We start from the raw sequence: 25912 nt of genomic DNA on the forward strand, positions 1-25912 counted from the left end.
GATATTTTTTAATTTGATAAACAGTTAATCATAATTATTTTTGAATAAAATATATTATCAGTGGTGGCAAATAGTATTTTTAAAGTCTAATATCTAAATGATTCATCAAGTTAAAGAGTTAAGGTATTATCCTTTAGTTTTATTTCAACAGTAGCAAACTATTTTTTTAACAGCCCTAAAACAGGATAGTATCATTGGATGTAATTTATAAAGCAAACTTAAATATTGTGGTAAAAAATTCATATCACAGCCTATAAAACAAACTAATTGTATCATGCTCATTCATAAAAGTAAAGAGAGTGAAAGTGGTGAAAAATCATCAGGAGATTACACATCTACTTTCGACAGAAGAACTCTAGAAGAAGAAAAGAAGCTTCAATTTTCTGATGGACAGCTTCAAGAGATTACAGAAGCTCTACATGAATTAATACATGGAAGAGAAGTATTTAGTAATCTTCATTCTACAGAATTGCTATCCGACCCTCTCAACATTATTCAAGATGCTATTTTTGACCTGCTTGAGGTAATTGAAGGAAAAATTATATTTAAATACTATAAGCAAGAGCGAGTTAAAGATAGATTAAATTCATTTTATTTTGACCCCGATTTAATTTCCCAAATAAAATACGCATACCAAGAACGGTATAAAATTACACTATGGGAAGATCTTGTAAAGAATAGTGGTATCGGTTTTAATAATTACAAAGTTCTTCGAGTTTTCTCTTATCAAAAAAGATCTGCTTCTATTGTCGACCCTCTTGAAATTGCTATTTCTGCACAGCAATATTTTGAACGCTATGAGAAAGGTAATAAGAGAGATACCGCTCCTTTGATTGAGCTAGAGGAGTTTTTGTTACTTCATTTAAAAATGCATCCTCAATCCGTTATTGATGTAGATGAAGCCTACTCCAAAAAATATTCGATTTCTTTAAGGGAAAAGTGGAGTCATTTACCTTATGGTTTTTCATCTAAGTTAGATGATATATTACCTCTTTATTATCTAGATGAATTGAAATACTTAGATAAGGTAGCTGTAAATTTAAAAGAGCTTCAAATTTCTATCAGTGACTTTGAAGGAGGATTAGAAAAAGCCAATTTACTAATATCAGACAAAATACACGACTCTGAAATTAATTACATCTTCGACGATGCAATGCTTAAGATGTTGAGAGAAGTGATAATAGATGAAATAGAAGGTTGTGGTTTAGTAAGAGATCAAGCTGGAAAATATTCATTCCTTGGTGATTTAACTTCTCAGGCATCCATTTATAGTTTAAATGAAAAAGAAATCAGCATTTATTTTCCACTCACTTATGTGATCGAAAATACCAAGCTTCATTTTGATCCTGAAATAATTTCAAAAAAAATAGAGATAGGTGAACAGAACAGAGAGAATTATATTCATAGTCAACCTAAGGGTAACATTGATTATCAACATTTAGCTCAAATTATTTACTCCCAAACAGTCAGAGGAGATTGGAAAGAACCATCTTTCATTTATTTTTTCTATGAAAATTTTTCATGGCTCTTACCTAAAATGAATTATCGTCAAGATGATAAACAAGATGATAAACAAGATGAAATGCTGAGAGAGAAAATCAAAAAAGAGCACTCTGAGCAGAAAGAAATTAGAGCAAATCTAAAAAAGATAGAAGGACATCCACCTTCTATTAACGAACTCAAACTACAGTTTAAAAAACTATACCAAACAGATCTTCTTATTTTTCTGGAAAAATACCTCGAAGAACATATCTCTTATTTCAATTATGTCCTGGCCGATAGTTCTACTAATGGTAGGGAAGGCATTGATGAAGAAAAAATTGCAAATTCCATAGAGGAGATACTTTGGCAATATCAATATTATCTTGATAGTATTGCTAATAAAAATTATAAGGCTGTAAGTAAATTCACAAGAGATAAAAAACGAGATGAAGTTTCAGAAAATATTAAAAAGCTACTCTTGCAACTAGAGAACAACCCCGTAAGTTATAAGCGGATGCTTTATTTCTATGAAGGACATGATTTCACTAAGGATCTTCAACAGTATAAAATATATGAAGACCTGAAAGATTTTATACCTTTACAATTTGTACATCAATGGGTTACCGTTCGTTCTATTGGCAAGAAAAGTCAAAACCTGAATGAAATAGAGAAAGATCTAAAAAATCGACCAAAGAACCCTGATTCTACTGCTAGTGGAGTAATTTTAGAGTATTACGACCATACCACTCAACAACACCGGTACAGATACTTAGTATCAGACAAAGATACTGTGTATGGTATTTCTCAAAGAACAAACTCTAGTATTGATGATATTATTTCAGCAAATAACTGGAAGAAAATCGATCCTAATACAGGTATGATCTTGACATTTCTAAATAGAGAAATGAAATTAAAAGCAGGTGATTACATTCATCTACCCACTAACTATACCCCCAAAAAAGGCACTATTTTTTATAAGGAAGAAAATCTTGGTAATGATCTTAAGTATGTAGCGGTACAGAAAGAGGAAGGATATTGGAAAACTAAACCTCTACAGATACATGAAGATGATAACCTCAAGGACAAAATTCTAAAATATATTGGAGTAGAAGATCAAATAGAAAATAAAAAAATAAATGGTGTTAGCCTTAGTCTTGAATTGATGGTGAAAGGAAAGTTATATGCTTTTATTGATATATCATTTAAGATAGGAAGTGAATTGAGTATAAAAACTGCAGACACAAGGTCGGTAAATGTCTCCCTTTCTGCAATGCCTGCTATTGGTTTGTCAGCAGGAAAAAAAGGATATAATGTGGATATTGGGGCCGGTGTGAAATTCAGTCTAGATTATTTCAGAGTATTAAATGGTTCATACACTTCTTACTCTCACTTTCTTGCGTTCTTACAGTTAGCCGTTTTTCAAACATTTACTGGATTTAGTAAAGACCTAAATATGGTCGAAAAATGGGATGATGAGACATGGAATGAACTTGCAAAAGGATATGTCCGAAAGGAACTATTAGAATATTACGGTTATGTTGGAGGTAGTTTTAAATCGAATCAAGATATTTTACAAACAATGGATGTTGATGAGGATACAAGTCAGAAATTTGGAGCTAAATATACATTAACTTCAAGTTCTGCCTCATCATATAAAGTAAAAGGCTTAGATAAAAATCTCAAAAAAAGAAGTGTTTATGAACAGGAACGTGCATTAGAAAACTGGCAACCTAGTGAAAAAAAGGCCTTAAGAGATGACCTCTCCCATTCATTAACTAATGAAACCACTATAGGTGGAATAACCATAAAACATGAGGTTAAAGATACAAAATACAGTACAAACCAGAACAATATAGGAGAAACAAACGCAATTGAGATAGAATACCCTATCACTGAAATTACTGCTCAATCTCTATTTTCATATAATACCCCTAATCTTATACAGATCCTTAAAAATATTGTAAAAGGCGTATGTTCGTTTGATATTACAGTAGGACCGCAAAGTATTCTCAGCAATATTGATCACAGTTTATTTATGGGCACCGCACCTACTGCAGAAAAAATGTGTAAGCTAAAAAGCAGTTCAAGTTTTAGTTTAATTTTTAAATCTCAATTTCTATCCGAAGAAGACCTTCTTCCAAATCACCAATACACAAGAATGTCTATAAAAGGAAATTTAGGATTGGCATTAGAAGATCCAGCTGATAGGTTTAGTTTTTCAGGTAACACATCAGTAGAACATGAGATTGCAGAAGTATTCGGGTCAGGAACAATCTCTTATATCTCTTCCGTTTTCAATGGTATTAACAGCGAAAAAGGAATAGAATACGGCTTAGACAAACCTCAATTCTCCACCAAATACAATGATCTTATACTTGAAGCCACCCTAAAGGCAAAAAAGGAGTATTATAAAAATTCTGGAAGAATTACAGATGTACACGCAAAAATCCCTACTCTATCCGACCTACTGAAATCCTATCAACAAGATGAAAATTTAAAGGAAATTCGTGATAAACTACTAGAACAAACTATGAGCGAATGGAAAGGGTTTATAGAAAAGGATAATGAAAGTTATAATGAAATGGTCATGGAGTTTAGTGATAATATTAGGGATGTGGTACTGCCGTATGTAAGTGAACCTAATAGGATGGTATGGAAATGGAGTGATATTGCGAAGGATATTCATGGATTAAATGAGAAACAATGTGAATATTATTTAGGGGACATGAATGCTATTGGGGAGTATTTTTATTATAAAAAAAGGGAATCTAATAGAGTACTTTTAGAACAAAACTCCTCAAGTTTCCTCCAAATAATTCTACTCAAAAAAAACAAAGGCGACCTTATAAAATCTTTTGAAAAAGATATTCTGTTTCCCCTATTTATAGAAAACAAAGTTTATAGTAATATATCATACAATGGTTAAAATAATAATTCCACTTATATTAATAATGGCTATAATACAAAGTTGCTCACTCAGTGAGCAAGAAGCAATTCATAAATTGCAACAGATGCATCAATCAAGTTTTGATTATGAATTAAATGAAAACACAAAAAAGGTAGAGTCTATTTCGTTTAACAAGGATACTAGTTTAAAAGAAATTCCTGAAGAAATTTTGGCTTTTGAACATCTAAAAACACTTGAAATCAGACGGACAGGAATAACAGAAATACCAGAATTCATTTCTTATTTTAAACATATTCAAGAATTACGTTTTTCAATAAATCCAATACAACAAGTCGCAGATATTTTTGAGCAATTCCCTGAACTCGAATATTTAAGTTTATCGCATACAAAAATAACTGAGTTACCTCCTAGTATTTTTAAATGTAAGAAACTTAAAAATCTTTTATATATAAACACTCCAATTAATGGTTTTGATGAAAGATTATACCTTTTAAAAGATCAATTAGAAATCTTATTTCTTTCTAAATGCGAAGAACTCCCTCCAAAAATTAGTACATTCAAAAATGTATCAGATTTTGGAGTAACATTAGGTAAAAGTTTTAAGTATATAGATGATTTACCAAAGCTCAAAATGCTTACTCTTGATAATAGTACTGCTTCACGTTTCCCTAAAGATTTTAAAACAATAAAAAAACTTAGGAATTTAAGCCTAGTTAATTGTGATAAAATCACTGAATTACCTGCCTCTCTAGGATATGCAGAACTTGGAGAATATGATCTTGTAAGTTTCAATTTTAATGGTTGCAAAAAACTAAGAGGTCTTCCCGAATCCTTTAAAAATTTGAAGAATATAAGAACTTTTTACTTAGACAGTTGTTTTAATTTCTCTTATATCCCTTTAGGGCTAAGAATCGGAAGTTTAACAGCAATAGGAGCCAATTGGCTAAAAATGCCGAAAAACCTATTAAATACACCATGTACTAGGTTATGGATTGATGGTCACAGAATGGGAACTATAAGAGGTATAAGTGGTATGAAAGGGCTTGATTTCGCAGTGATTATCAATGGAAATATTTTAAAAGTGCCTGAAGAACTTTGTGAAATGAAGGATTTACATCATATCAATTTAGAAAATAATAAAATCAAAAATTACCCTGCTTTTTGGAAGAATTGTCCTGAATTGGATATTGCGTTGGGGGGAAATCCTTTGTAACCAAGATTTTATAGATTCCCATCACTGATACTTTACACTTTTGGGATAAACCTAAATTCTATCTATGGCTTGTAGATGTAAAGTGATAGTAAGCAGTTGCACATTTAAAATGGGGATAAGTTGGATTATTATTTTTTAGTCTAATCAAGGCCGAATAGAAGAGCATAGCCAAAGTTACGCGATGAAATTCTAACGATGAGTAGACTAAAAAAGAAAATCCAAAACTTCCGATTTTAATTGTACAACTGCTTAAACATCAAGAAATAAAAAGACAACTTTCAAAGCTTGATTCTTGCTCTATGAGATATCCTCCCAAAAGCCCATAATTTTAATTATGGGTTTACTATTATACGGCTTAGACGAACCTCAATTCTCCACCAAATACAATGATCTAATACTTGAAGCCACCCTAAAGGCAAAAAAGGAGTATTATAAAAATTCTGGAAGAATTACAGATGTACACGCAAAAATCCCCACACTATCCGACCTACTGAAATCCTATCAACAAGATAAAAATTTAAAGGAAGTTCGTGAAAAACTACTAGAACAAACTATGAGCGAATGGAAAGGGTTTGTAGAGAAGGATAATGAAATGGTCATGGAGTTTAGTAATAATATTAGGGATGTGGTGCTTCCATATGTAAGTGATCCTAATAGGATGGTATGGAAATGGAGTGATATTGCGAAGGATATTCATGGGTTAAATGAGAAACAATGTGAATATTATTTGGGAGATATGAATACTATTGGGGAGTATTTTAGTGATAAAAGTGATAAAAAGAATGAAGATTTGTATAAAGCAACAACTTCAAGTTTTTTAAAAATGACTCTCAAAAAAAATTGACAGATTTAGAATCTGCTTTTGAGAAAGATATTCTATTTCCACTATTTATAGAAAATAAAGTTTACAGTAATATATCATACAATGGTTAAAACAATAATAAAACTATTTTTTATCATGATTTCATTTACAAGTTGTACTGTTTCTGAAAAAGATGCAATAGCTCTATTACTACAAAAATATCCAAACTCAATAAATCTTATTAGAGAAGATAACTCTGATAAAATAACACAAGTTTATATTGAAAATGCTAAAAATATGACAGAGCTACCAAAAGAGCTTTTAGCATTTGATAGTTTAAAGGTCCTAGAAGTTTCAGAAACATCAATAAGTGAGGTACCTCAATTTATTACAGAATTTAAATCATTAGAAAAACTTTTAATTGAAAAGTCTCCAGTAAATGAGATTCCCGACATTTTTAATGAATTACCTCAATTAGAACATTTAGATTTTAGCTACCTCAATATTTCTAATCTACCTCAGAGTATATTTGAATCAAAAAAACTAACAAGACTAGTTTTCATTGAAACGAAAATAAAAGGTTTTCCATCTGAACTCTATAAATTAGAAAATCAATTAACCATGCTGTATATCTCAAAATGTGAAGAACTACCATCAGATATATACAAATTTAAAAATATCACCCATTTTGCAGTCGAGTTAAGTAAAAGTTTTAACTACGTAGATGATCTACCAAAACTTGAAAAACTATACCTTGATAACAGTACTGTATCTCGTTTTCCAAAAGACTTTAAAACCATCAAAAACCTTAGAGCATTGGGTCTAGAAAACTGTGATCAAATCACTGAATTACCTGCATCTCTAGGATATGCAGAAGTTGGAGAATATGATCTTGTAAGTTTCAATTTTAATGGTTGCAAAAAACTAAGGGGTCTTCCCGAATCCTTTAAAAATTTAAAGAATATAAGAACCTTTTACTTAGACAGTTGTTTTAATTTCTCTTATATCCCTTTAGGGCTAAGAATTGGAAGTTTAACCGCAATAGGAGCCAATTGGCTAAAAATGCCGAAAAACCTATTGAATACACCATGTACTAGGTTATGGATTGATGGTCACAGAATGGGAACTATAAGAGGCATCAGTGGTATGAAAGGGCTTGATTTCGCTGTGATTATTAACGGAAATATTTTAAAAGTACCAGAAGAACTTTGTGAAATGAAGGATTTGCATCATATCAATTTAGAAAATAATAAAATCAAAAATTACCCTGCTTTTTGGAAGAATTGTCCTGAACTGGATATTGCGTTGGGGGGAAATCCTTTGTAAATAAGATTTTCTATTTTTTTGGCAGTGATCTCTCCTAATCCCTTCATTTATAGCCACTGATAAGGTTAAACACCTTCACATTATAAAGTGGTGGTCCGCCACATAATAATATGGTTAGAGTAATAAGCTTAACAGTAAAGTATACCAATGCAAACACTCCAATTCTATTATACAATTTTATAACACCACTTGTTATATATCAAACACCTTTTGCAATATTCGTTACTATCGTATTATTCTATTATATATATGATAAAAATGTATGTTAATAATTTAAATATTAAAAAATAACTCATAGCTTTGACGATGTTAAAAAGGTAATTATACTTTAATATCAGTATGTAATGGCTTCACTAACAAAAAAAGAACTACAGAAGAAATATCAAGATTACAAAGCACAAGGATTAGCTTTGGATATGACAAGAGGTAAACCAGGTACAGAACAACTTGATTTATCCTTACCAATGATGGACTTAGTAACATCTAAGGACTACAAAACTTTAGCAGGTGCTGACACTCGTAACTACGGAGGTCTTGATGGTATTCCTGAAATGAAAGAAATTTTCAAAGATTTCTTAGAGGTTTCTTCAACAGATGAGGTGATTGCAGCTGGTAACTCTTCCCTTACTTTAATGCATGATACAATTGCGAGAGCAATGTCTCATGGCTTCCCTGAAAGCAAAAAGCCTTGGGGGCAGCAGGACAAAATCAAATTCTTATGTCCTTCTCCAGGTTATGACAGACACTACTCTGTATGTGAGCATTTCGGTATTGAGATGATCACTGTTCCGATGACTGAAAAAGGTCCGGATATGGATGTAGTTGAAGAATTAGTTGCTGAAGACAAGAGCATTAAAGGTATTTGGGTAGTACCTAAATACTCAAACCCTACAGGTTATACTTGTTCGAAGAAAACAGTGAAGCGTTTGGCTAAAATGAAAACTGCTGCGAAGGATTTCCGCATCATGTGGGATAATGCTTACACAGTTCATCATTTATCAAGCGACCAAGATCAGTTAGAGAATATCCTTGAAGCTTGTAAAGCAGAAGGTACTGAGAACAGAGTATTGATCTACGGTTCATTCTCTAAAATCTCTTTTGCTGGTGCTGGTGTTGCTGGTATGGGTGCTTCTGTTGATAATATCAACTGGATGAAGGGTCACTTGTCAATGGCGACAATCGGTCCTGATAAGATCAACCAATTAAGACATACACGTTTCTTCAAGGACTTCAAAGGAGTTCAAAAGCATATGAAGAAACATGCTAAAATTATCGCTCCTAAGTTTGATGCGGTAATCGAAATCTTGGAAAAAGAATTGGGTGGTAAAGGTATTGCTACTTGGACAGTTCCTAAAGGTGGTTATTTCATTAGCCTTGATGTGCCTAAGGGATGTGCAAAAGAAGTAGTGAAATTAGCAGCGGAAGCAGGTGTGAAATTGACTGCGGCGGGTGCTACTTTCCCTTACAAAAACGATCCTAAAGATAAGAATATTCGTATCGCTCCAACTTTACCGTCTATGGGTGAAATCAAGTTGGCTATGCGTGTACTTACTGTTTGTGTGCAATTAGCGGCTGCTTCTAAGAAGTAATTTTCACATTCAGTTTATAAAATAAGGGCAATCTCGTTTTGAGGTTGCCCTTATTTTTTGTTTCATATTATAGACCACATTGTTGTGGGTAAATATGTTTTTGGAGTAAACGCGTGGTTATAAAACCTCGTCCAGCATTTTTGTATATTTCTCAAAATCTGATTCGATTTTGGGGTCTTTCATGACATCGTATAAATGATAAGTTGCCAATTTCTCCATTCCGATAAAACTATTCATTTTATGGAACCCATACATCGGTCCATTGTCCACACTAGTACCTTCAAATAATTCTCCTTCTAACTCAAAAGCCTCAATTGGGGCATTCCAAGAGGTTGTCAAAATGTATTTTTTGCCTTGCAATAAACCACCTCTACCATAATTGAGTTTTGGACTTTTGCTAGATCTTCCATCAGAAGCATAAAGCTTGTTGTGCCCATTAGTTAAAACTTGGTCAAGGTAATGTTTAAAGCCAAAAGGAATAGAGAACCACCAAATCGGTGTATGATAAATCACGACATCGGCCCAAACAAACTTTTCTATTTCTTCATTGACATCATATTCCTCATCTACAAAAGTAGATTTCACTTCAAACCCTTCCCTATTCTTAAAATAATCAATAGATAAATTTGCTATTGATCTGTTTAAACTCCCTTGTGAGTGCAAAAACTTCTGACCGCCATTGATGACTAATATATTTTTCATTTTAATTAATTTCTTGTTTTAAATTCCTATTTATACACGTTAGAAAACACAACTTGTTTCAACAAATATTATCGATTTAGATTTGTTAAAGGGCGTTATTCTTAAATAAGCTTACTATCAAAAGGTTAAGAAATCTTATTGTTTTAGAATAAAGAACAGGAACGGTTATTTTTGCTCTTTGTTCCCCAACAAAAAATAAAAATAAGCTTATAATACATTCATGAATACTACTAACAACAAGCAAAAGTGGATTGCTACATTCCATCAATATTTTCGTGCTTTGTACTTTTTCATTTTAAAGAACAAGAAACCAATTCTTCTTTTCATTTTTGGAGGACTGTTTTTGGGTGTATCCTTTATTCTTCTATTCTTATCTGGAGCGTTTGGCACAGGGTATTCTGATGAAGAACTATTAAGTTATGAAAACGAAACTGCTTCTGTAGTTTATTCCGAAGATAAAATTCTGATTGGAAAATTCTTTGCTGAAAATAGAACCAACGTACAATTTAAAGACCTTCCTAAACATCTTATCAATGCCTTAGTTGCCACAGAAGACGCAAGGTATTTTGAACATGAAGGAGTTGACTCAAGAAGTGTACTGAGAGTACTGTTTAAGAGTATCATATTAGGCGATAAAAGTAGTGGCGGTGGTAGTACCATTACGCAGCAATTGGCGAAAAACATGTATGGAAGAAAGGATTATGGTCCATTTTCTATGATTTTTAATAAATCCAATGAGATCAAAATTGCACAGCAAATAGAACGCCTTTACTCTAAAGAAGATATTTTAAGAATGTACCTCAATACGGTGCCTTTTGGTGAAGATTTGTATGGTGTGGAAGCGGCGTCTGAGCGTTTTTTTAATAAGAAGGTATCTGCTTTAAAAATTGAAGAAAGTGCTATTTTGATTGGTATTTTAAAAGCAAATACATTTTACAACCCAAGGTTATACCCTCAGAATGCTCAAAAAAGAAGAAATGTGGTAATGCATCAGATGTTGAAATATGATTTTATCACCCAAAAAGAATATGATTCCCTTAAAGTATTACCGCTTCAACTTGATTATGCTAACATTGAAAATGAAGGAATTTCCAATTATTTCCTTGTGCATGTTAAGAAGAAAGCAAAAGGAATTGTTAAGGAATATAATAACGCCAATCAAACAGATTATGATCTAGAAAAAGATGGTTTAATTATTCAAACTTCTCTGAATGCAAAATTGCAATACAATACGCTTCTTGCTTTCCAAAAGCATTTATCTACTATGCAGGGACTGCTAGAAAAACAGTATGCTAGAGGAAGCAGTAAAAAAGAATTAGAGCGATTGGTCGCTTCAGCTTCTAAGAAATTTGATCAACCAAAAACTAAAAAATCAAGGGAGTTTTTTACATGGGAAGGTATCAAGGTTGAAGAACTAAGCATAGAAGATAGTATTAGAAAAGAACTTTCATTGTTGCATGCTGGTTTTCTAGCCCTTAATCCTAATGACGGTTTTATAAAAGCTTGGGTTGGCGGTATTGATTTCAGGACACATCCTTATGATCAAATCATGGCGAAAAGGCAATTGGCCTCTACCTTCAAACCTATTGTTTATGCAGCCGCATTGGAAAAAGGAACTCGCCCTTGTAAATATTTGAAGAATGAAATTGAAGAAGAGGACGGCTGGAAACCTGAAAACTACAGTAAGACTTCAGGCGGAATGTATACTCTTTCTGCATCACTTGCTAAATCTTTGAATATCCCAACGGTGAACTTATACAATTCTATGCGCTTTGATCGTTTAGAAGACCTTTGGACACAGCTAGGTTTTAGTGAGGAATTGAAAGATTATCCTTCAACTGCTTTGGGTACTGTGGATGCTAGTATTTATGAGTTGGCTGTTGCTTATTCGGCTTTTGCCAATGGCGGTTTTAAAATAGAGCCTAGATGGATTACAAGCATCAAAACCACAGATGGAAAAGTGATTTATGAAAGTGGTCACGTTAAATCGGAAAGGGTATTGAGTGAGGAAACTTCCATTTTGATGTCGGAAATTCTTCAGAAAGCGACACTAGAAGGTACAGGTGTTGCCTTAAGAAGCAGGTACAATGTTCGATTGCCTATTGGTGGTAAAACAGGTACATCACAGAATTATGGAGATGCGTGGTTTGCCAGTATCAACCCCAACCTTGTGATGGTAACCCGAGTGGGTGCAACTTCCAATCAAATTCATTTTAATTCAGGTGTGAATGGCAGTGGCAGTAAATTAGCCCTTCCTATCACCGCACTTACGCTTCAGGAAACTCAAAAAGACAAAGCACTTTCAAAAGAATTATTTACCTACTTCCCTGCCCTGCCTGATTATCTTTCAGATGCTTTGGACTGTGAGGATTTTAAGGAAGGCACTGATGTGGAAATGTTCTTCAATAATATCTTTAAGAAGAAAACGAAAGAGGAAAAGGAGAATAAGAAAGCGGAACGTAAGAAACGTAGAGAGGAGAGAAGGAAAAAGAGGAAGGAGCAATAAAAAATTGAGCACCATGATTGATAACATGGTGCTCAATTTTTCTATTTAATTCCCACATTTCAGTCTTTAGGGCATAAATGCATAGGCATAAAAAATCCCAACTTCCAATACAATGACCGGAAATCGGGATTAAAGCTATATATACAAAAAAGTGGTTATTTTACATTCTTGAGAGCTTTCCAATGTGGTTCTTTCATACCTGCCAAATCAAAGATAGCAAAGCCTTTTGCACCGCCTTTTTTGGCTAGTTTAATGGCTTCTTCCATATCTTCTTGTTTTGGTAAAGCGGGTGTATAAAGACCTGTGATCAGTGGCTCTTTGAATTTCCCTTTTACATCAGAAACACCTTGTTCTGTGGCGAATTTGATCCAGTCGATAGGCTCCTCATAAAAGTTGTTGTAGATCATTGGGAATACCATATCCAACTTGAAATCGTCCCATGATTGACGGCAGATTTTTCTAGCCAATTCAGGATAAGGGAAAACGGCCGCTGACAACATACTGCCTTCTTTATGTACAGCATCATAAATCTTATTTACTAAGTGTGTAACGGAGTCGTATCTGTATTGACGCCATTCTTCTGATGCTGTCGGATCTTTTAATTCTTTGATATCAATACCTGACTCTTCTTTGAACTTCTGACGGCACGTTTCGCAATAACAGAAATCCCACTCAGGGTATTCTTTATCTTGCACAATACCGTAAAGTGGCTGTAATGATGAAGCGAGAATAACATCAGAGTATCTTACATAATCCAAATGAACTCCTTTTACTCCTTCAATTTTTGCCAAAGAAACGGCTTGTTTTATAATATGGTCTTGTACTTCTTCTTTTGATGGGCACACCCATTGGTAATAATCAACATAAGGATGATATTCATAACATGAACGTCCATCACCACTTACGGCGTACCAATCTGGATTTTGCTTGGCTACTTTATCTCCATTTCTGTTGAGGGTCCACATCCAAGCGTGCATCTCTATATTTCTGGCTTTCAGCAATGGATACATTCTTTTGTAAGAAGCTTCATTTCCTCCCAAAAGAACACCTTCAATGTTACAGTCTTTGAGTACATCTAGTTTCTCTTCCCATTGTGCATCAGTCCAGTCATCATGTGCATGAAGCCACATCCACCTTGACGGAAGTTTTTTACCTTTTGCTAGTACGGGAAGTCCCAATACGGCCCCTGCTGTTGCTAGTCCTGCGATTTTAAGAAATTCTCTTTTCTCCATTTTATGTGTAGTAGTTTTTACGAATATTTATTCTTGAGTGAAAAGTGATAATTTAAGAGTGAAGATAAACTGAATTTAACTAACCTCCATCAATTTCTCTTGATACAAGAGAAAAAGTCTACCTCATACTTCTTAAGTCTTAACTCAAAATACTCTAATTCATATCAATTATATCAGTAGAACTATCTTCTCTGATCACGTAAATCTTCTTTTCTTGAGGTACTTCCAATACGAGTTGGAAACCAGTTAAGGTTTGGTCCATTTTAGGCGTCAATTCCTTTCCATTGTAATGCATTTTGTCAACACCACCTAGCTCCTTAAACGTTTTGGCATATACCCTGTTTTTCAAAAAGAACGCTTTTTGTTTGTAATAGATGTCGAATAAATGACGGTAAAGTCTTTCCCCTTCCGTCTCTTTAATTTCTTTCTTTACCTTATCCCCTACTTTATTTTCTGTGAAATGAAGGTATCCCCATTGTTCTGGCATATGCATGGCAATTTCACCTTGTGGAGACCAAACCCAGTTATGTTCTGGATAGGTTCTTCCTGTTTTAGGGTCGATTTTTTTAGCATACGCTCCGTCCTTTTCCTCTAGATCCCAATTGACTCTCGAAAAGTTTATTCTCCATCTTGTATCTTCTTTAGGGAAAATGGCTAATGGATTTTCCTGTCCAATTACTTTCCATGGGAAGGCAATTTCCAATGTCCACTTTTCATCCTTATCAGTAGGGTCATTCAAAGTACCATACATTTTCACTGCTGATTTTAAGCCGTCAATATCCCATGCGTTCATATACTTTCCTCCATCTCTATAAGGCTTTGTCATCATCAAATCCCATACTGTATTGAGCAGGTTCATTTCAAACTCATAGTATTGTGAAGAAGTTGGTACAGGATTAAGAAATACCTCAAAATCATTGTCTTGATAAATCACTGCATCTCTTTCAGTGATTGTACTCCAAAGATGAGGCTCTTCTAATTCTGCCGCGATATAGAGGTAATCCTTGTCCCACAACATTTTCACTCTTGTTTGAAAAGGTGGATTCGGTTGTTTATCACCTTCAATGTCTACAAAGTCCTGCGTCCATTCAGCGTTTGCCCAATCCTCTTCGTCTAAAACACCATCAATTATAATGGGTGATGCGGATTGATAACACAAATAACTTTCTGGTGTAGGGTACTTTTGTGCCATTACAGTAGAGGCTGTCAAAAGTGTAAAAACACTGAGGATAGAGGTTAGTCTTAAAATCATTTTTAACTATAGGGTTCCGTTGATTTATTTCAATAATTCAGGGTGCGATTGATATACTTTATATACCAACTCACCAAATAATGTATTGGTCCATGCAAACCATGAACGTGTATATTTCTCTGGATTGTCTTTATGGAAAGATTCATGCATAAATCCTGTTCCTGCATGCGTCGCTTTCAGTTGTTCCAGACACCATTTTAATTCCTTTGGATCTTCTGAAGTCAATCCTTTCTGAATAATAGACATTGGCCATACATAATCCAAACCTACGTGCGGACCGCCAATTCCTTCATATTTTCCTTTAAAGAAATAAGGGTTGCTGTCTGACCATACAAAGTCTCTTGTTCTTTGATATAAAGGATCATTGGCATCCATACAGTCCAAATAAGGCATTGAAAGTAAACTTGGAACGTTGGCATCATCCATAAAATACTGGTTACCAAAACCGTCCACTTCAAAGGCCAAAATTTCACCGAAGTCTAAGTGATCCTTTGTACCATATTTTTTAATGGCATTTTCTACTTCCTCTGCTAATGATAAACATTCCTTCGCAAAGGCTTTATCCTTCACAGCATTGGTATAAATATCCGTCAATTGTTTTAGTGACGCTACCGCAAATAAATTAGATGGAATAAGGAAAGGTAATAACGTAGAGTCATCTGATGGGCGGAATGAAGACACGATCAATCCACATGGTTTCATAGAGGCTCCAGCTCCCCAATTGGCCATTGTGTCTTCGTATTTTTGAGTTACCCTTGAGAAAGTATAAGGCCCTACACCGTCTTTACGCTGTTGCTCTTTGAAAGTCTTTACAATCAGTTTCGCAGACTTCTGCCAAGTGGCATCGAATATAGAGGCATCTCCTGTTTTCTTCCAGTAACCGTTGGCTAATCTTACTGCATAACATAATGAATCAATTTCCCATTTTCTTTCATGGGTACCCGGCTTCATATCTGTGATATCTGTTTCAGCCCATTTTGATTTTACAGTCGGGTCCTTCTCAAATGCATTCGCATAGGGATCCAATAAAACACATTCTGCTTGTCGATTGACTAAACCTTTGATCATGGTTTTCAGCTTATCATCCTCATTGGCTAGAGGAAGGTAAGGCCAAACTTGTGCTGTTGAATCTCTCAACCACATGGCAGGAATATCGCCGGTGATCACAAAGGTGTCTGGGCGGTCTCCATTCATGGTAAATTCAACTGTGGTATCTATTGTATTAGGGTAACAGTTGGTGAACATCCATCTGAGTTCGTCGTCCCCAATTTTCTTCGCTACCTTTTTGATGATTTTCTCTACAGCCTCTGATGTGAATTTTCTTTCCGCAACAGGAGGTCTGTGTGATGTGAATTTATCTTTAAATAATGTTGAGGCCATCGTTGTGCCTCCTGCCATTGATAGGCCTGTAGTAAATAATCCAGTGGTTTTGATAAAATCTCTGCGTTTCATTTCGTTCTACTTGGTTCGTGTTGGTTAATTAGGATTGTTTTTTGGTTATTTTATGTGCTGTTGGCGTAGTGGACTACGCTCTACAAGAACCTTATCAGCCCATGACGGTTGCCATGGACTAATTTTATTTGGTTCAAGGGGTATATCTTAAATATTATTCAAGCATTTTACTTCTAATGCTTTTTTCAATTCTTCAGCATTGATTGTCGTTCTTTCCAGTGTGATTACTTTTTCTTGATTTGCTTCAAGATGGAAGTAATTATCTGAGAAATGTGCTGTTACTTCTCCTTCTAGACTTAATGCTACGCTTTCAGCAAATACATCCGACTTCAATTTTATTTTTAAGGTGTTACCTTCTTCTACAACAGTTGTTTTGATAGTTGCTTTTGGAAGGATTTGATCTTTAGGTTTAAAGAAGAATGCATAATTCTTAGCAATCACTTTTCCGTTTGCGTCTTCTGCCTCCAAAGTCAAGTACATTGATTTTCTTTCTTTTAAAGTCGATTTTCTACCTAAAAGCTCTTCTAATGTACTCTCTAAAACTACCTTAGAAGTATTTCCGTCTACCTTGATGGGCAACGACTTCTTTACTAGCTCTTTACCATCAAATGTATTCCATTTTACATTCAATGTTGCACCAATTTCCTTCCATTCATCATTTACTAACCACACTGTCAGCAACTCATCTTCAATATCAGTAGAAATCAACTGCGGTTCGAAAGCTCTTTCCGCCGCATAGTGTAATGCTTTCCATTCACCATAGTAGTCAATAGAAGACCAAGAGGCGGCAGGCCAGCAATCATCTAATTGCCAGTACAACGTACCCATACAGTAAGGCATTCTTCTACGGTGAATCTCAAAGCCTTGACGCATACCATCTGCTTGAAGTAGTTGTCCTACGTAAACAAAATCTTCAAAATTGTCAGGTACATTAAAATCTCTTTCCATATAGACTTTAATCAAACCATTACCTGTATAACTCTTCTGATGAGTATTCATCACATCCGTTTCCAAGCCCCAATCTTCTTCGATAGTGAATTTCTTGATGGCTTTGAATGAAGGGAAAGATTGGAATCCATACTCACTCATAAAACGAGGTACGTATTCTTTGAAGCTTTCAAATGGATATTTCCCATGCCAAACACCCCAGAAGTGGTTATCGCCAATCGTGAAGTCTTCTAAATTACCCCAGTTTGAAATTGGTGATGAAGGATAATAGAAACGGCCTTCATCATATGTTTTTACCATTTCTGGCAATACTTCTTTAAATAATCTATTGTAATCTTCTAGTAATTTCGCTTGTACTTCTTCAGACCATCCGTAAGAATCTTGCCAGCCCCAGTTATCCCAAGCTACACCTACTTCATTATTACCACACCATAAAGCCAATGATGGTCTATTTCTTAAACGCTTAATGTTGTAAGCCGCTTCCTCTTTTACTTTTCTGATAAAGTCTTTATCACCCGGATACATTGTACAGGCAAACATAAAGTCTTGCCACACTAAAAGTCCTTTCTCATCACATTGGTCATAGAAGTAATCACTTTCGTAAATACCTCCACCCCACATACGCACCATGTTCATGTGCGCTCTTACCATACTTTCGATCATCCAATCGTAACGGTCTTTTGTAACAGAAGGCAAGAAGCTGTCTTGTGGAATATAATTGGCTCCTTTCATAAAGACAGGCTGACCATTGACTTTCACAAAGAAACTCTCCCCAATGCTGTCCGGTTCATTGATCACTTCAACAGTTCTAAAACCGATTTTATGTGATTCTTGATCTACGAAATCACCATCTACATTCAACTGAGTAGTGATTTCATATCTTGTTTGCTCTCCTAAACCATTTGGCCACCATAATTCTGGGTTCTCAACTTCTGCTTCCAATTCGATCACGTTCAAACCTTTATTCAACATTACTTTTTTCTCTTGAGAAGAGAATGTTGATGAATTGTTTATCAATCGAATATTGGCATCACCTACAACACTTGAGTTGACTTCAACAGTAGCTTTCAGCATTACCTTTTCTTCCGTAAGGCTCATTTGCTGAATATGAACATCATTAATTTGAGCACTATTCCAAACCACTAATTCTACGGGTCTCCAAATACCTGAAGTCACAAAACGAGGACCCCAGTCCCATCCAAATGAGTAAGGTGCTTTACGAGAGTAAATACTGTATTTCTCCTCTCTAGCATCATTATCGGCAGGGTATTCAAAACCAGCTTGCTCTCTTAGCGGTTTTGTGATTTTAATTGGCGAATGGAAATACACTTCCAAAACATTGCCTTTTTCTTTTAAAAGTGAGGTTACTTCTTTATTGTATCCCACAAACATATTGTCGGAAGAGATCACTTTTTTACCGTTTAATGTAACATCGGCGTAAGTATCTAAACCTTCAAAATTTAAGGCAAAATGCTGTCCTTCCTGAAGCGATACAGGAGTATCGAAAGTGGTTTTATATACCCAATCCTCCTCTTCAATCCATTGTAAGTCTTTTTCATTTTGACGGTAAAATGGATCTTCAATTAATTTATTTTGAAATAAGTCAGTGTGCACTACTCCCGGAACTGTGGCAGGGTACCATTGCTCTTTATTGGCTTGTTTAAATTCCCAATTGGAGTGTAATGAATATGATTTTTTTAATTGTTCTTGATTTTCCCAATCTGTAGAACAACTAAAAATTAATAGTGATAGAAATGCGTAAGTTAGGTAAGTAATGTTCTTCATCTTATTTCATTTATGTACTTAAGTACAAATTCAAAATTATCTAATACTAATTCTATTTATTGTTTTGCGATTACTTCCTTCAAAAAACTTTTAATAGAACCACTATTAATACGTTTTTTAGCGTTGTACTCTCAAAAAATAAATTAGAATTAACTATGATTTATTTTTGGCTTAGTACTTATGCTAAAATAGCCCAAGGAATTGAATTCCCTGAGCTAGTTAGTATTTCTTTGCATTAATTTAATTCACCGAACAGGTAAGCAGAAACAAACCAGAAGTTTTGCTCTCCTTCCTTCAGCTTTTGTGCTGTTGGCATACTCACTGTTATTTCATGTTTACCCGAAATCTTTTCCATCGGAATAATCATTGGCGGTACGTCAGAACCAGGACACCAGTTTGATCTTGACAAATCTGATGATGCTTCCGGCTCTTCAATTTCTTTCGTTCTATAGCCTTTTGCTTCCCAGTCTATGTAATCTACTTTTCTTTTCTTTAACCAAACACCTGAAGTTGGGTTAAATCTACGGAAAGAAGCACAGTCTGTTCTCCAAGGCGTAAACTTAAATAGCTCTTGACCATCAAGTTTGATGATATTCTCAGTCGGCACAAACTCGTCACCACCTGAGTGACCACCATGACCTGTTGTGATATAAGCCATTTGAATGTCTTTGGCATTGGCAGGGACTTCAACAGAAGTACCTACATCTGCTCTTTGGAATTTATCGCAACCTCTTTGAGGCGGAATATATCTTACAGAGTTTAACACTGGTGCTACCCAACGTTTCTTAGCAGGTTCATAAGCATTTTCTGATTCCTCAAATCTTAGCTTAACATCCACTTTGTAACCTTCTTTTGTCCATGTATCAATGTGAACACCTACATAAACTTCACCTTCTAGTAATGGTAAAAGTTGTGTGATGTCTTGTTTCCACATGGCCTTTTCAGCCCATCCATCAATGTAAACCGGCATTCTGTTAGGGTACTTTGAGGTATCTTGCTTCGAATAATGCCCCACTCCAAACGGTGTCATAAAACGCATCAACTCCACAGCAGGTTTATATTCTCCTTCTGCAATCATACCAGGATAATTATCCGTTTCCTCGGCATCATCGCTGTGCTCTAACTCATATTTCTCACGAGCAACCGTCAACATATTTACACCATTGGCATCCATCACAAACACTGACCCTGCCTTATCCCAACGATCACCTGCAGAAGTTTCCTCTACAATAATAGAGACTTTCGTTTCACGTTCGAATTTTGGAATATTTAGTTTACGAAGCATGATACGTCCTGATTCAATATAGAAAGGTTGTGTATCACTTACTCTGATGCCGTCTTTTGTTAATTCAGGATCAAAGTAAAGGTGCTCTTGATCAAAAACATGATAAACTTTACTGCCGATTGAAGGAATTTCCTTAGGGCCACAGCTTACCATGAGTACAGTTAAAGCGAGTAGTTGAAGAATCTGCTGTTTCATTTGTCGTTTATTTATTTATTTCCTGTTTAAGAGATTGTACAGTTTTATCACAGGTTACCGCTCTTAAATATTCTGAGCCAGTGCTTTCTTTACTCATTGCCACTCCATTGTTTTTGAATGTCATCTGACTATCCACCAATTTAGAGGCAGAGGAATGCACTGCTGTAACTCCTGTATTTTCAATAATTTCTTTCACATTATTTGGTAAAACGCCACTTCCTGCCATGATTTCAATACGGCCATCTGCTTGTTTTACTAAATCTTTTAATACCTTGACACCTTCTGGCGCCGTCATCATCTGACCTGAAGTCAATACTCTATCCACACCCAAAGTAATCAAGTCTTCCAGTGCCTTTTCAGTATCTCTGGCCATATCAAAAGCTCTATGGAAAGTCACCCCTAAAGGTTTTGCCTCATCCACCAAAGCTTTGCATCTTTCCACATCAATTTCAGCATCAGCGGTCAGTGCACCAATCACCACACCGTTCATGCCTGATTCCTTGGCTATTTTGATGTCTTCCAACATCTCCTCAAACTCAAGGTCTGTAAAAAAGAAGTCACCTCCACGAGGTCTGATAATTGGGTAAACGTCTATATCTACATATTTTCGAACCAATTTCATCATCCCCACGCTTGGCGTAGTTCCCCCTTCTAATCTTCCTCCACATAGTTCTATTCTATCTGCTCCGCCTCTCTGGGCGTTAATGGCGGAATCCACCGTATAGGAGCAAATTTCTAACGTTACATTCATAATCCTTAGTCAAAAAAGAGGAGTCATTAGTCCCGTAGTCCCTCCTCTTTTTTCTTGTTTTTCAGCTCCTACTTTGAGCTGTATATGGTTAATAAATTTAATATCTAGAATGCTTTCATTGGGATGGCATTTTGAGCTCCCAATTGTTTATTAGGCACATTAGTCATCTCAAATTCCAACGCTCCTCCACTCATGATCTCTTTATGAGTGATGTACAAACGGTCAATCGTTTTACCGTTCAGTGTAATTTTGTTGATGTATTTGTTTTCCTTCGACACGTTTTTAGCTATAACTTTAAATTGTTTTCCTGTCGAAGTATTAATTTCTGCTTCTTCAAAAATTGGTGTACCGATCACATAAATTCCTTGTGCTGGATTGACTGGGTAGAAACCTAAGCTACTGAATACATACCAAGCTGAGATTTGACCACAATCCTCATTACCACTGATTCCCTCAGGAGTATTATCATATTGTGTAAAAAGAATTTCGTGTATTTTTTCTTGTGATTTCCAAGCTTCACCTGCATAGTTGTATAGGTAAGCAATATGATGCGATGGTTCATTACCATGTGCATACTGACCGATTAGACCTGTAATATCTGGAGACACATTATCACCTGTCAACTCTGATGATACTGTAAACAATTCATCCAATTTTGCTACAAATGCTTTTTTAGAAGGGAATAAATCAACCAAACCTTGAATATCCTGCAATACAAACCAGCTGTGCTGATAAGCATTTCCTTCTGTATAATCAGTATTTTCTCTGTGATTTGCTTCCGCTGGGTCAAATGGCAATCTGAATTTACCGTTTGTCATACGACCTCTCATAAATTCTGTTTCCGGATCGAAAAGTGGTTTATAACCTTCCGAACGTTTCATGTATTTGGCATAACCAGCTTCATCACCTACGTGTTTTGCTACTTGAGCAATACACCAGTCATCATAAGCATATTCTAATGTTTTCGTCACTGACTCACCACCTTTATCAGAAGGAATGAATCCGTATTTTTTATACGCTTTCAAGTCACGTTCATCTTGCATTGAAGTCACCTTCATTGCTTCATAAACACGCTTAGGATCAATATCATCAATACCTTTCAATACCGCATCTGCTAAAACCGGCATAGCATGATAACCTGTCATACAGTTGGTTTCATTACCTGCTAATGCCCAAACCGGCAGAAGACCTGTTTCATCAAAGTGTGCTAACATTGAATTGATAAAATCAGCATTTCTCTTTTCTGACTCCACAATAGTTGATAACGGATGTACAGCTCTGAAAGTGTCCCAAAGTGAGAACGTACTGTAATATCTGAAACCATTAGCATGATGAAGCTCATGATCTGCTCCTTTATAATTTCCTTGTGCATCTGAATGCGTTACGGGAGCGATCTTAGAATGGTATAATGCCGTGTAGAAAATCTCTCTTGACTTCTTATCTTTTGTAGTGATTTTGATCTGATTTAATGCCTCTTCCCAAATATCACTTGCTTTTTGTTTCTTTAAATCAAAATCATAACCCGCTGCTTCTTGCTCCAATGCCACATGTGCACCTTCAAGAGTTGCAGAAGAAACTCCTACTGCTGCAGTAACTTGATTTTGAGCATCAACACTTTTAAAGAACACTTGCGCCACTAATCGCTCTCCTTCTTTTTCAATATTGATTTTCTCAATTGGTTGAGAGAATTTCATTTCAAAATATACTCTCTGATCTTCAGCCCATCCTTGAGAAAGACGCTCACCTTGTACTCTATAATCATCCAACTGAATCAAAGACGACTTCGTTACACCGTCCCAGTTGACTGCAAATCCAAGGTTTACAATCATCGAAGGTTTTTCTGCTGACTGTGGGTAAGTCCATCTATGAAAACCAACTCTTGTTCCCGTTGTCATTTCAGCTTTAATACCACTGTTTTCAAGTAAAACAGCATAATAACCTGGTTTTGCCGTTTCATTCTCGTGAGAATAACGTTGCGTGTAAGGAAGGTTATTTCTGTTTTGCTCCATGGCATCCAAGGTATGCTCTTTGGCTGTAGGCAATACGATCAAATCGTTTAAATCACCAATACCCGTTCCGCTTAAATGCAGGTGTCCAAAACCAATTAATAATGAATCTGAAATATGATAACCACTTACCCAGTCCCATCCACTTACTCCGTTGATAGGGCTACACTGAACACCACCATAAGGTAATGTTGCTCCTGGAAAAGTATGTCCATGCTCACCTGTGCCGATCAATGGATCAACAAAATCAACTAATTGCTGTTCTTCTGCCTGTTTCGGCATTTCGTCAGTACAGGCCGTCATTGCAATCATAGGCGTAAAAGCAACGACTTTTAAGGTATTCTTGATGTAATTTAAGATCGACACGGTAATTAATTTTAGTATGACCAATAATGGTGCGGTTATCATAAAGTGTTCTTTGTACAGCAAAAATAAAAAAAAACAGTAATAATCACGCATCCAAACATGCAAAAACATGCATAAAATTGCTAACCTTTGTAAATAAACAAAGATTTATATCATTCTGTTTAATGTTCCAAAAATAAAGGCACACAAAAATACCTCTAGTAGTATTTACTAGAGGTATTATCTATAATTTTATCTAAAGCTGTACCACTGTTTTATACCTATAAAATCAGGGTTGCTTGGTGAATTCGCTCTTTGCTCTGCAATTACTCTATTCGTTTCAGACGGGTGCACCGTTAATTCTCTGTCTGGATAAGGGAAACGTGCAGGTCTTACATAGTTCGTCACACCACCTAAATGCAACGGCACATTTTCTGGTGTAGCAGAAGGTGTTAGCGTTTCTAATAATGGATCACCCGGATAGGAAGGCAAATCATAAGTACCATCATCATCTTGAGACAATGTAGCTCTTACTATAGAAGGTTTATTGGTTCTATTCCAATTTGCAAAAGCATTGTAACCATCACCAATATTCGAAATCCAACTTTCATAAGCGATCACCTCTAATTTATCAGATGCGTCATCATAAGCTTGATTGGCATTCGTAATATATGTAGCTACGGCATTATCATGATCATAGGCATTATTTGTTTGACGCTTATACAATTCCTCCATTTTAGTCTCAAACTCTTTTCCTGGAAAATTGATTGCATCGTACTTTGCTAATGCTAAAGTCACTGCATTTGTAAAATAGGTTTTCGCATCTCCAGCCACTCCGTAGATCAACACTGCTTCAGCAAGCATAAAATTCATCTCATCTGCACCAATAACTATAGAAGGCGTCACTCTGTTGTACGTTGCTGGAGCTAAACTTGCCAATGTCGCAAATTGTCCTTTATCCTCAAACTTATAATCGGTTTGGTCAGTCCAAAGTGCCGCCTGAACCACTTGATCCGAACTCGAATTATGGAAAAGTCCCTTCGTTCCAAAAGCGTTTTCTCCATATCTCATTCCTCTGTAATGCACTTCTTTAAACTCGTTAGGACCCCCTGCCTGTGCAAAAGGATCAAAATTAGTATATCGCGCAGTATCTTCCATACTTACATAAGCACTTCCATCTTGCGTCAAATGTGATGTAATTCTAAACAATCTAGGGTCTTGCCTCTGTTGCATGTTTTTCAAAGCCAATTCACTCATAAACGGACCTGAAAAACCACCTACTTCCCCTCTCACTGCAACGCCTGTACCATTGATATGTTGTCCCCATGGACCACCCACATCTACATGATTTACATAGACAGCATTGGACCAATCTGTGATATAACCACCGTCACCATTCATACCTTTTAAGAAAATCTCCTGTCCTTTGGTTGGGTCGGCATGTGACATCATCATCCCAATTTTCATCAACAATGAATTCGCCAATCTCACATATTTTTCAGCTCCAACTGTACTCGGTTCATATAATTCTGCTGATTCAGAGTTTGTAAACAGATTCGTATTTGTAGCCGAATTTAATAATACACCTCTAGCCTGTTCCAACTCTGTGGCCATAGTATTCAAGACTGTTTCCTGATCATCAAACTTAGGATAAAAATTACGGTCAGTGAATCCTTGCCCTGCCTCAGTATAAGGTATATCACCATAAAGTGCCGTCATTCTAAGCAAGTTGACCACTTTAACGATTTGTGCTTGTGCAATTTTACCTTCTTGCCCTTCCTGATCACCCAAGCGACTTTGAATATCAGCAATATTTTTCATCACATCGCCAAAAATCAAACTCCACGTTGCTTCTGTATAACCATCATTTCGTCTAAAACCTGATCCTTGTGTATAATTACAAGCCAAATTTTGAGACAGCGGACTAGACATAATAAGATTTCCTCTAAAGCCTTCGTGACCACTAGAAAACATTTTTAACTGAGAGAAAGTATACAAATGTTTTGGATCCAGATTATTACTTTTCCATGGATCTTTATTCATTTCCTCAAACGTATCGGTACACCCGATCAGCATCAAAAGGGAAAGAATACTATATATAGAATATTTTATGAATTTCATTATCAAAGAGAA

The 25912-nt window shown here is 35.6% G+C and carries 15 protein-coding genes; 6 read left to right on the top strand and 9 right to left on the bottom strand.

All coding sequences use genetic code 11. From position 1 onward, the window contains the following. Nucleotides 1-274 precede the first annotated feature (274 nt). The 5 genes from HHU12_RS01850 (at nucleotide 275) to HHU12_RS01870 (ending at nucleotide 9320) form a co-directional block, all read left to right on the top strand. Complete coding sequence (locus HHU12_RS01850; protein ID WP_169654442.1) at nucleotides 275-4408, top strand: hypothetical protein; 4134 nt, start codon at nucleotides 275-277, stop codon at nucleotides 4406-4408. A gap of 25 nt (nucleotides 4409-4433) precedes the next feature. Next, nucleotides 4434-5603 (top strand): leucine-rich repeat domain-containing protein, encoded by a 1170-nt coding sequence (locus HHU12_RS01855; protein WP_169654443.1) that lies wholly within the window; start codon nucleotides 4434-4436, stop codon nucleotides 5601-5603. 334 nt (nucleotides 5604-5937) lie between these two features. Continuing rightward, the gene (locus tag HHU12_RS01860; RefSeq protein WP_169654444.1) at nucleotides 5938-6447 is read left to right on the top strand and encodes a hypothetical protein; all 510 of its coding nucleotides are present in this window, start codon (nucleotides 5938-5940) and stop codon (nucleotides 6445-6447) included. Between the two features lie 114 nt (nucleotides 6448-6561). Continuing rightward, on the top strand, nucleotides 6562-7731 hold the full coding sequence (locus HHU12_RS01865) for a leucine-rich repeat domain-containing protein (protein WP_169654445.1): 1170 nt from the start codon (nucleotides 6562-6564) through the stop codon (nucleotides 7729-7731). A gap of 344 nt (nucleotides 7732-8075) precedes the next feature. Next, nucleotides 8076-9320 carry an aminotransferase class I/II-fold pyridoxal phosphate-dependent enzyme gene (locus HHU12_RS01870; protein WP_169654446.1) on the top strand — a complete coding sequence of 415 codons (1245 nt, stop codon included), beginning with the start codon at nucleotides 8076-8078 and terminating at the stop codon, nucleotides 9318-9320. 117 nt (nucleotides 9321-9437) lie between these two features. On the opposite strand, the gene HHU12_RS01875 is transcribed toward HHU12_RS01870, so the two are convergent. Next, entirely contained in the window at nucleotides 9438-10022 is a 585-nt protein-coding gene (locus tag HHU12_RS01875) for an NAD(P)H-dependent oxidoreductase (RefSeq protein WP_169654447.1), read from the bottom strand. Between the two features lie 220 nt (nucleotides 10023-10242). Between HHU12_RS01875 and HHU12_RS01880 the strand changes: the two genes are divergently transcribed. Beyond that, nucleotides 10243-12528, top strand: coding sequence for a transglycosylase domain-containing protein (locus HHU12_RS01880; protein ID WP_169654448.1), 2286 nt, complete (start codon nucleotides 10243-10245; stop codon nucleotides 12526-12528). Between the two features lie 155 nt (nucleotides 12529-12683). On the opposite strand, the gene HHU12_RS01885 is transcribed toward HHU12_RS01880, so the two are convergent. The 8 genes from HHU12_RS01885 to HHU12_RS01920 all read right to left on the bottom strand — a co-directional run bounded on the left by HHU12_RS01885 (nucleotide 12684) and on the right by HHU12_RS01920 (nucleotide 25900). Continuing rightward, a complete protein-coding gene (locus HHU12_RS01885; protein WP_169654449.1) occupies nucleotides 12684-13760 on the bottom strand; it encodes a putative glycoside hydrolase in 1077 nt (358 codons plus the stop codon). A 154-nt stretch (nucleotides 13761-13914) separates the two neighbouring features. Then, nucleotides 13915-15012, bottom strand: a complete 1098-nt coding sequence (locus HHU12_RS01890; RefSeq protein WP_169654450.1) for a carbohydrate-binding family 9-like protein — start codon at nucleotides 15010-15012, stop codon at nucleotides 13915-13917. 24 nt (nucleotides 15013-15036) lie between these two features. Continuing rightward, nucleotides 15037-16464, bottom strand: coding sequence for a glycoside hydrolase family 125 protein (locus tag HHU12_RS01895; RefSeq protein WP_169654451.1), 1428 nt, complete (start codon nucleotides 16462-16464; stop codon nucleotides 15037-15039). A gap of 147 nt (nucleotides 16465-16611) precedes the next feature. Next, complete coding sequence (locus tag HHU12_RS01900; RefSeq protein WP_169654452.1) at nucleotides 16612-19197, bottom strand: beta-mannosidase; 2586 nt, start codon at nucleotides 19195-19197, stop codon at nucleotides 16612-16614. A gap of 235 nt (nucleotides 19198-19432) precedes the next feature. Beyond that, nucleotides 19433-20677: a PNGase F N-terminal domain-containing protein gene (locus HHU12_RS01905; RefSeq protein ID WP_169654453.1), complete on the bottom strand. Its 1245-nt coding sequence runs from the start codon at nucleotides 20675-20677 to the stop codon at nucleotides 19433-19435. A gap of 7 nt (nucleotides 20678-20684) precedes the next feature. Further along, the gene (locus HHU12_RS01910; protein WP_169654454.1) at nucleotides 20685-21428 is read right to left on the bottom strand and encodes a copper homeostasis protein CutC; all 744 of its coding nucleotides are present in this window, start codon (nucleotides 21426-21428) and stop codon (nucleotides 20685-20687) included. Nucleotides 21429-21532: 104 nt separating this feature from the next. Continuing rightward, entirely contained in the window at nucleotides 21533-23842 is a 2310-nt protein-coding gene (locus HHU12_RS01915) for a GH92 family glycosyl hydrolase (protein ID WP_169654455.1), read from the bottom strand. A 189-nt stretch (nucleotides 23843-24031) separates the two neighbouring features. Further along, a complete protein-coding gene (locus tag HHU12_RS01920; protein ID WP_169654456.1) occupies nucleotides 24032-25900 on the bottom strand; it encodes a SusD/RagB family nutrient-binding outer membrane lipoprotein in 1869 nt (622 codons plus the stop codon). Between the last annotated feature and the right edge of the window lie 12 nt (nucleotides 25901-25912).

Source organism: Flammeovirga aprica JL-4 (assembly GCF_012844305.1).
Classification (GTDB): Bacteria; Bacteroidota; Bacteroidia; order Cytophagales; family Flammeovirgaceae; genus Flammeovirga; species Flammeovirga aprica.

Coding starts and splice junctions, on each gene's coding strand:
- HHU12_RS01880 (WP_169654448.1), top strand. CDS start 10,243: ATGAATACTACTAACAACAAGCAAAAGTGGATTGCTACATTCCATCAA.
- HHU12_RS01855 (WP_169654443.1), top strand. CDS start 4,434: ATGGCTATAATACAAAGTTGCTCACTCAGTGAGCAAGAAGCAATTCAT.
- HHU12_RS01850 (WP_169654442.1), top strand. CDS start 275: ATGCTCATTCATAAAAGTAAAGAGAGTGAAAGTGGTGAAAAATCATCA.
- HHU12_RS01860 (WP_169654444.1), top strand. CDS start 5,938: ATGGGTTTACTATTATACGGCTTAGACGAACCTCAATTCTCCACCAAA.
- HHU12_RS01920 (WP_169654456.1), bottom strand. CDS start 25,900: ATGAAATTCATAAAATATTCTATATATAGTATTCTTTCCCTTTTGATG.
- HHU12_RS01890 (WP_169654450.1), bottom strand. CDS start 15,012: ATGATTTTAAGACTAACCTCTATCCTCAGTGTTTTTACACTTTTGACA.
- HHU12_RS01915 (WP_169654455.1), bottom strand. CDS start 23,842: ATGATAACCGCACCATTATTGGTCATACTAAAATTAATTACCGTGTCG.
- HHU12_RS01895 (WP_169654451.1), bottom strand. CDS start 16,464: ATGAAACGCAGAGATTTTATCAAAACCACTGGATTATTTACTACAGGC.
- HHU12_RS01875 (WP_169654447.1), bottom strand. CDS start 10,022: ATGAAAAATATATTAGTCATCAATGGCGGTCAGAAGTTTTTGCACTCA.
- HHU12_RS01885 (WP_169654449.1), bottom strand. CDS start 13,760: ATGGAGAAAAGAGAATTTCTTAAAATCGCAGGACTAGCAACAGCAGGG.
- HHU12_RS01910 (WP_169654454.1), bottom strand. CDS start 21,428: ATGAATGTAACGTTAGAAATTTGCTCCTATACGGTGGATTCCGCCATT.
- HHU12_RS01870 (WP_169654446.1), top strand. CDS start 8,076: ATGGCTTCACTAACAAAAAAAGAACTACAGAAGAAATATCAAGATTAC.
- HHU12_RS01865 (WP_169654445.1), top strand. CDS start 6,562: ATGATTTCATTTACAAGTTGTACTGTTTCTGAAAAAGATGCAATAGCT.
- HHU12_RS01900 (WP_169654452.1), bottom strand. CDS start 19,197: ATGAAGAACATTACTTACCTAACTTACGCATTTCTATCACTATTAATT.
- HHU12_RS01905 (WP_169654453.1), bottom strand. CDS start 20,677: ATGAAACAGCAGATTCTTCAACTACTCGCTTTAACTGTACTCATGGTA.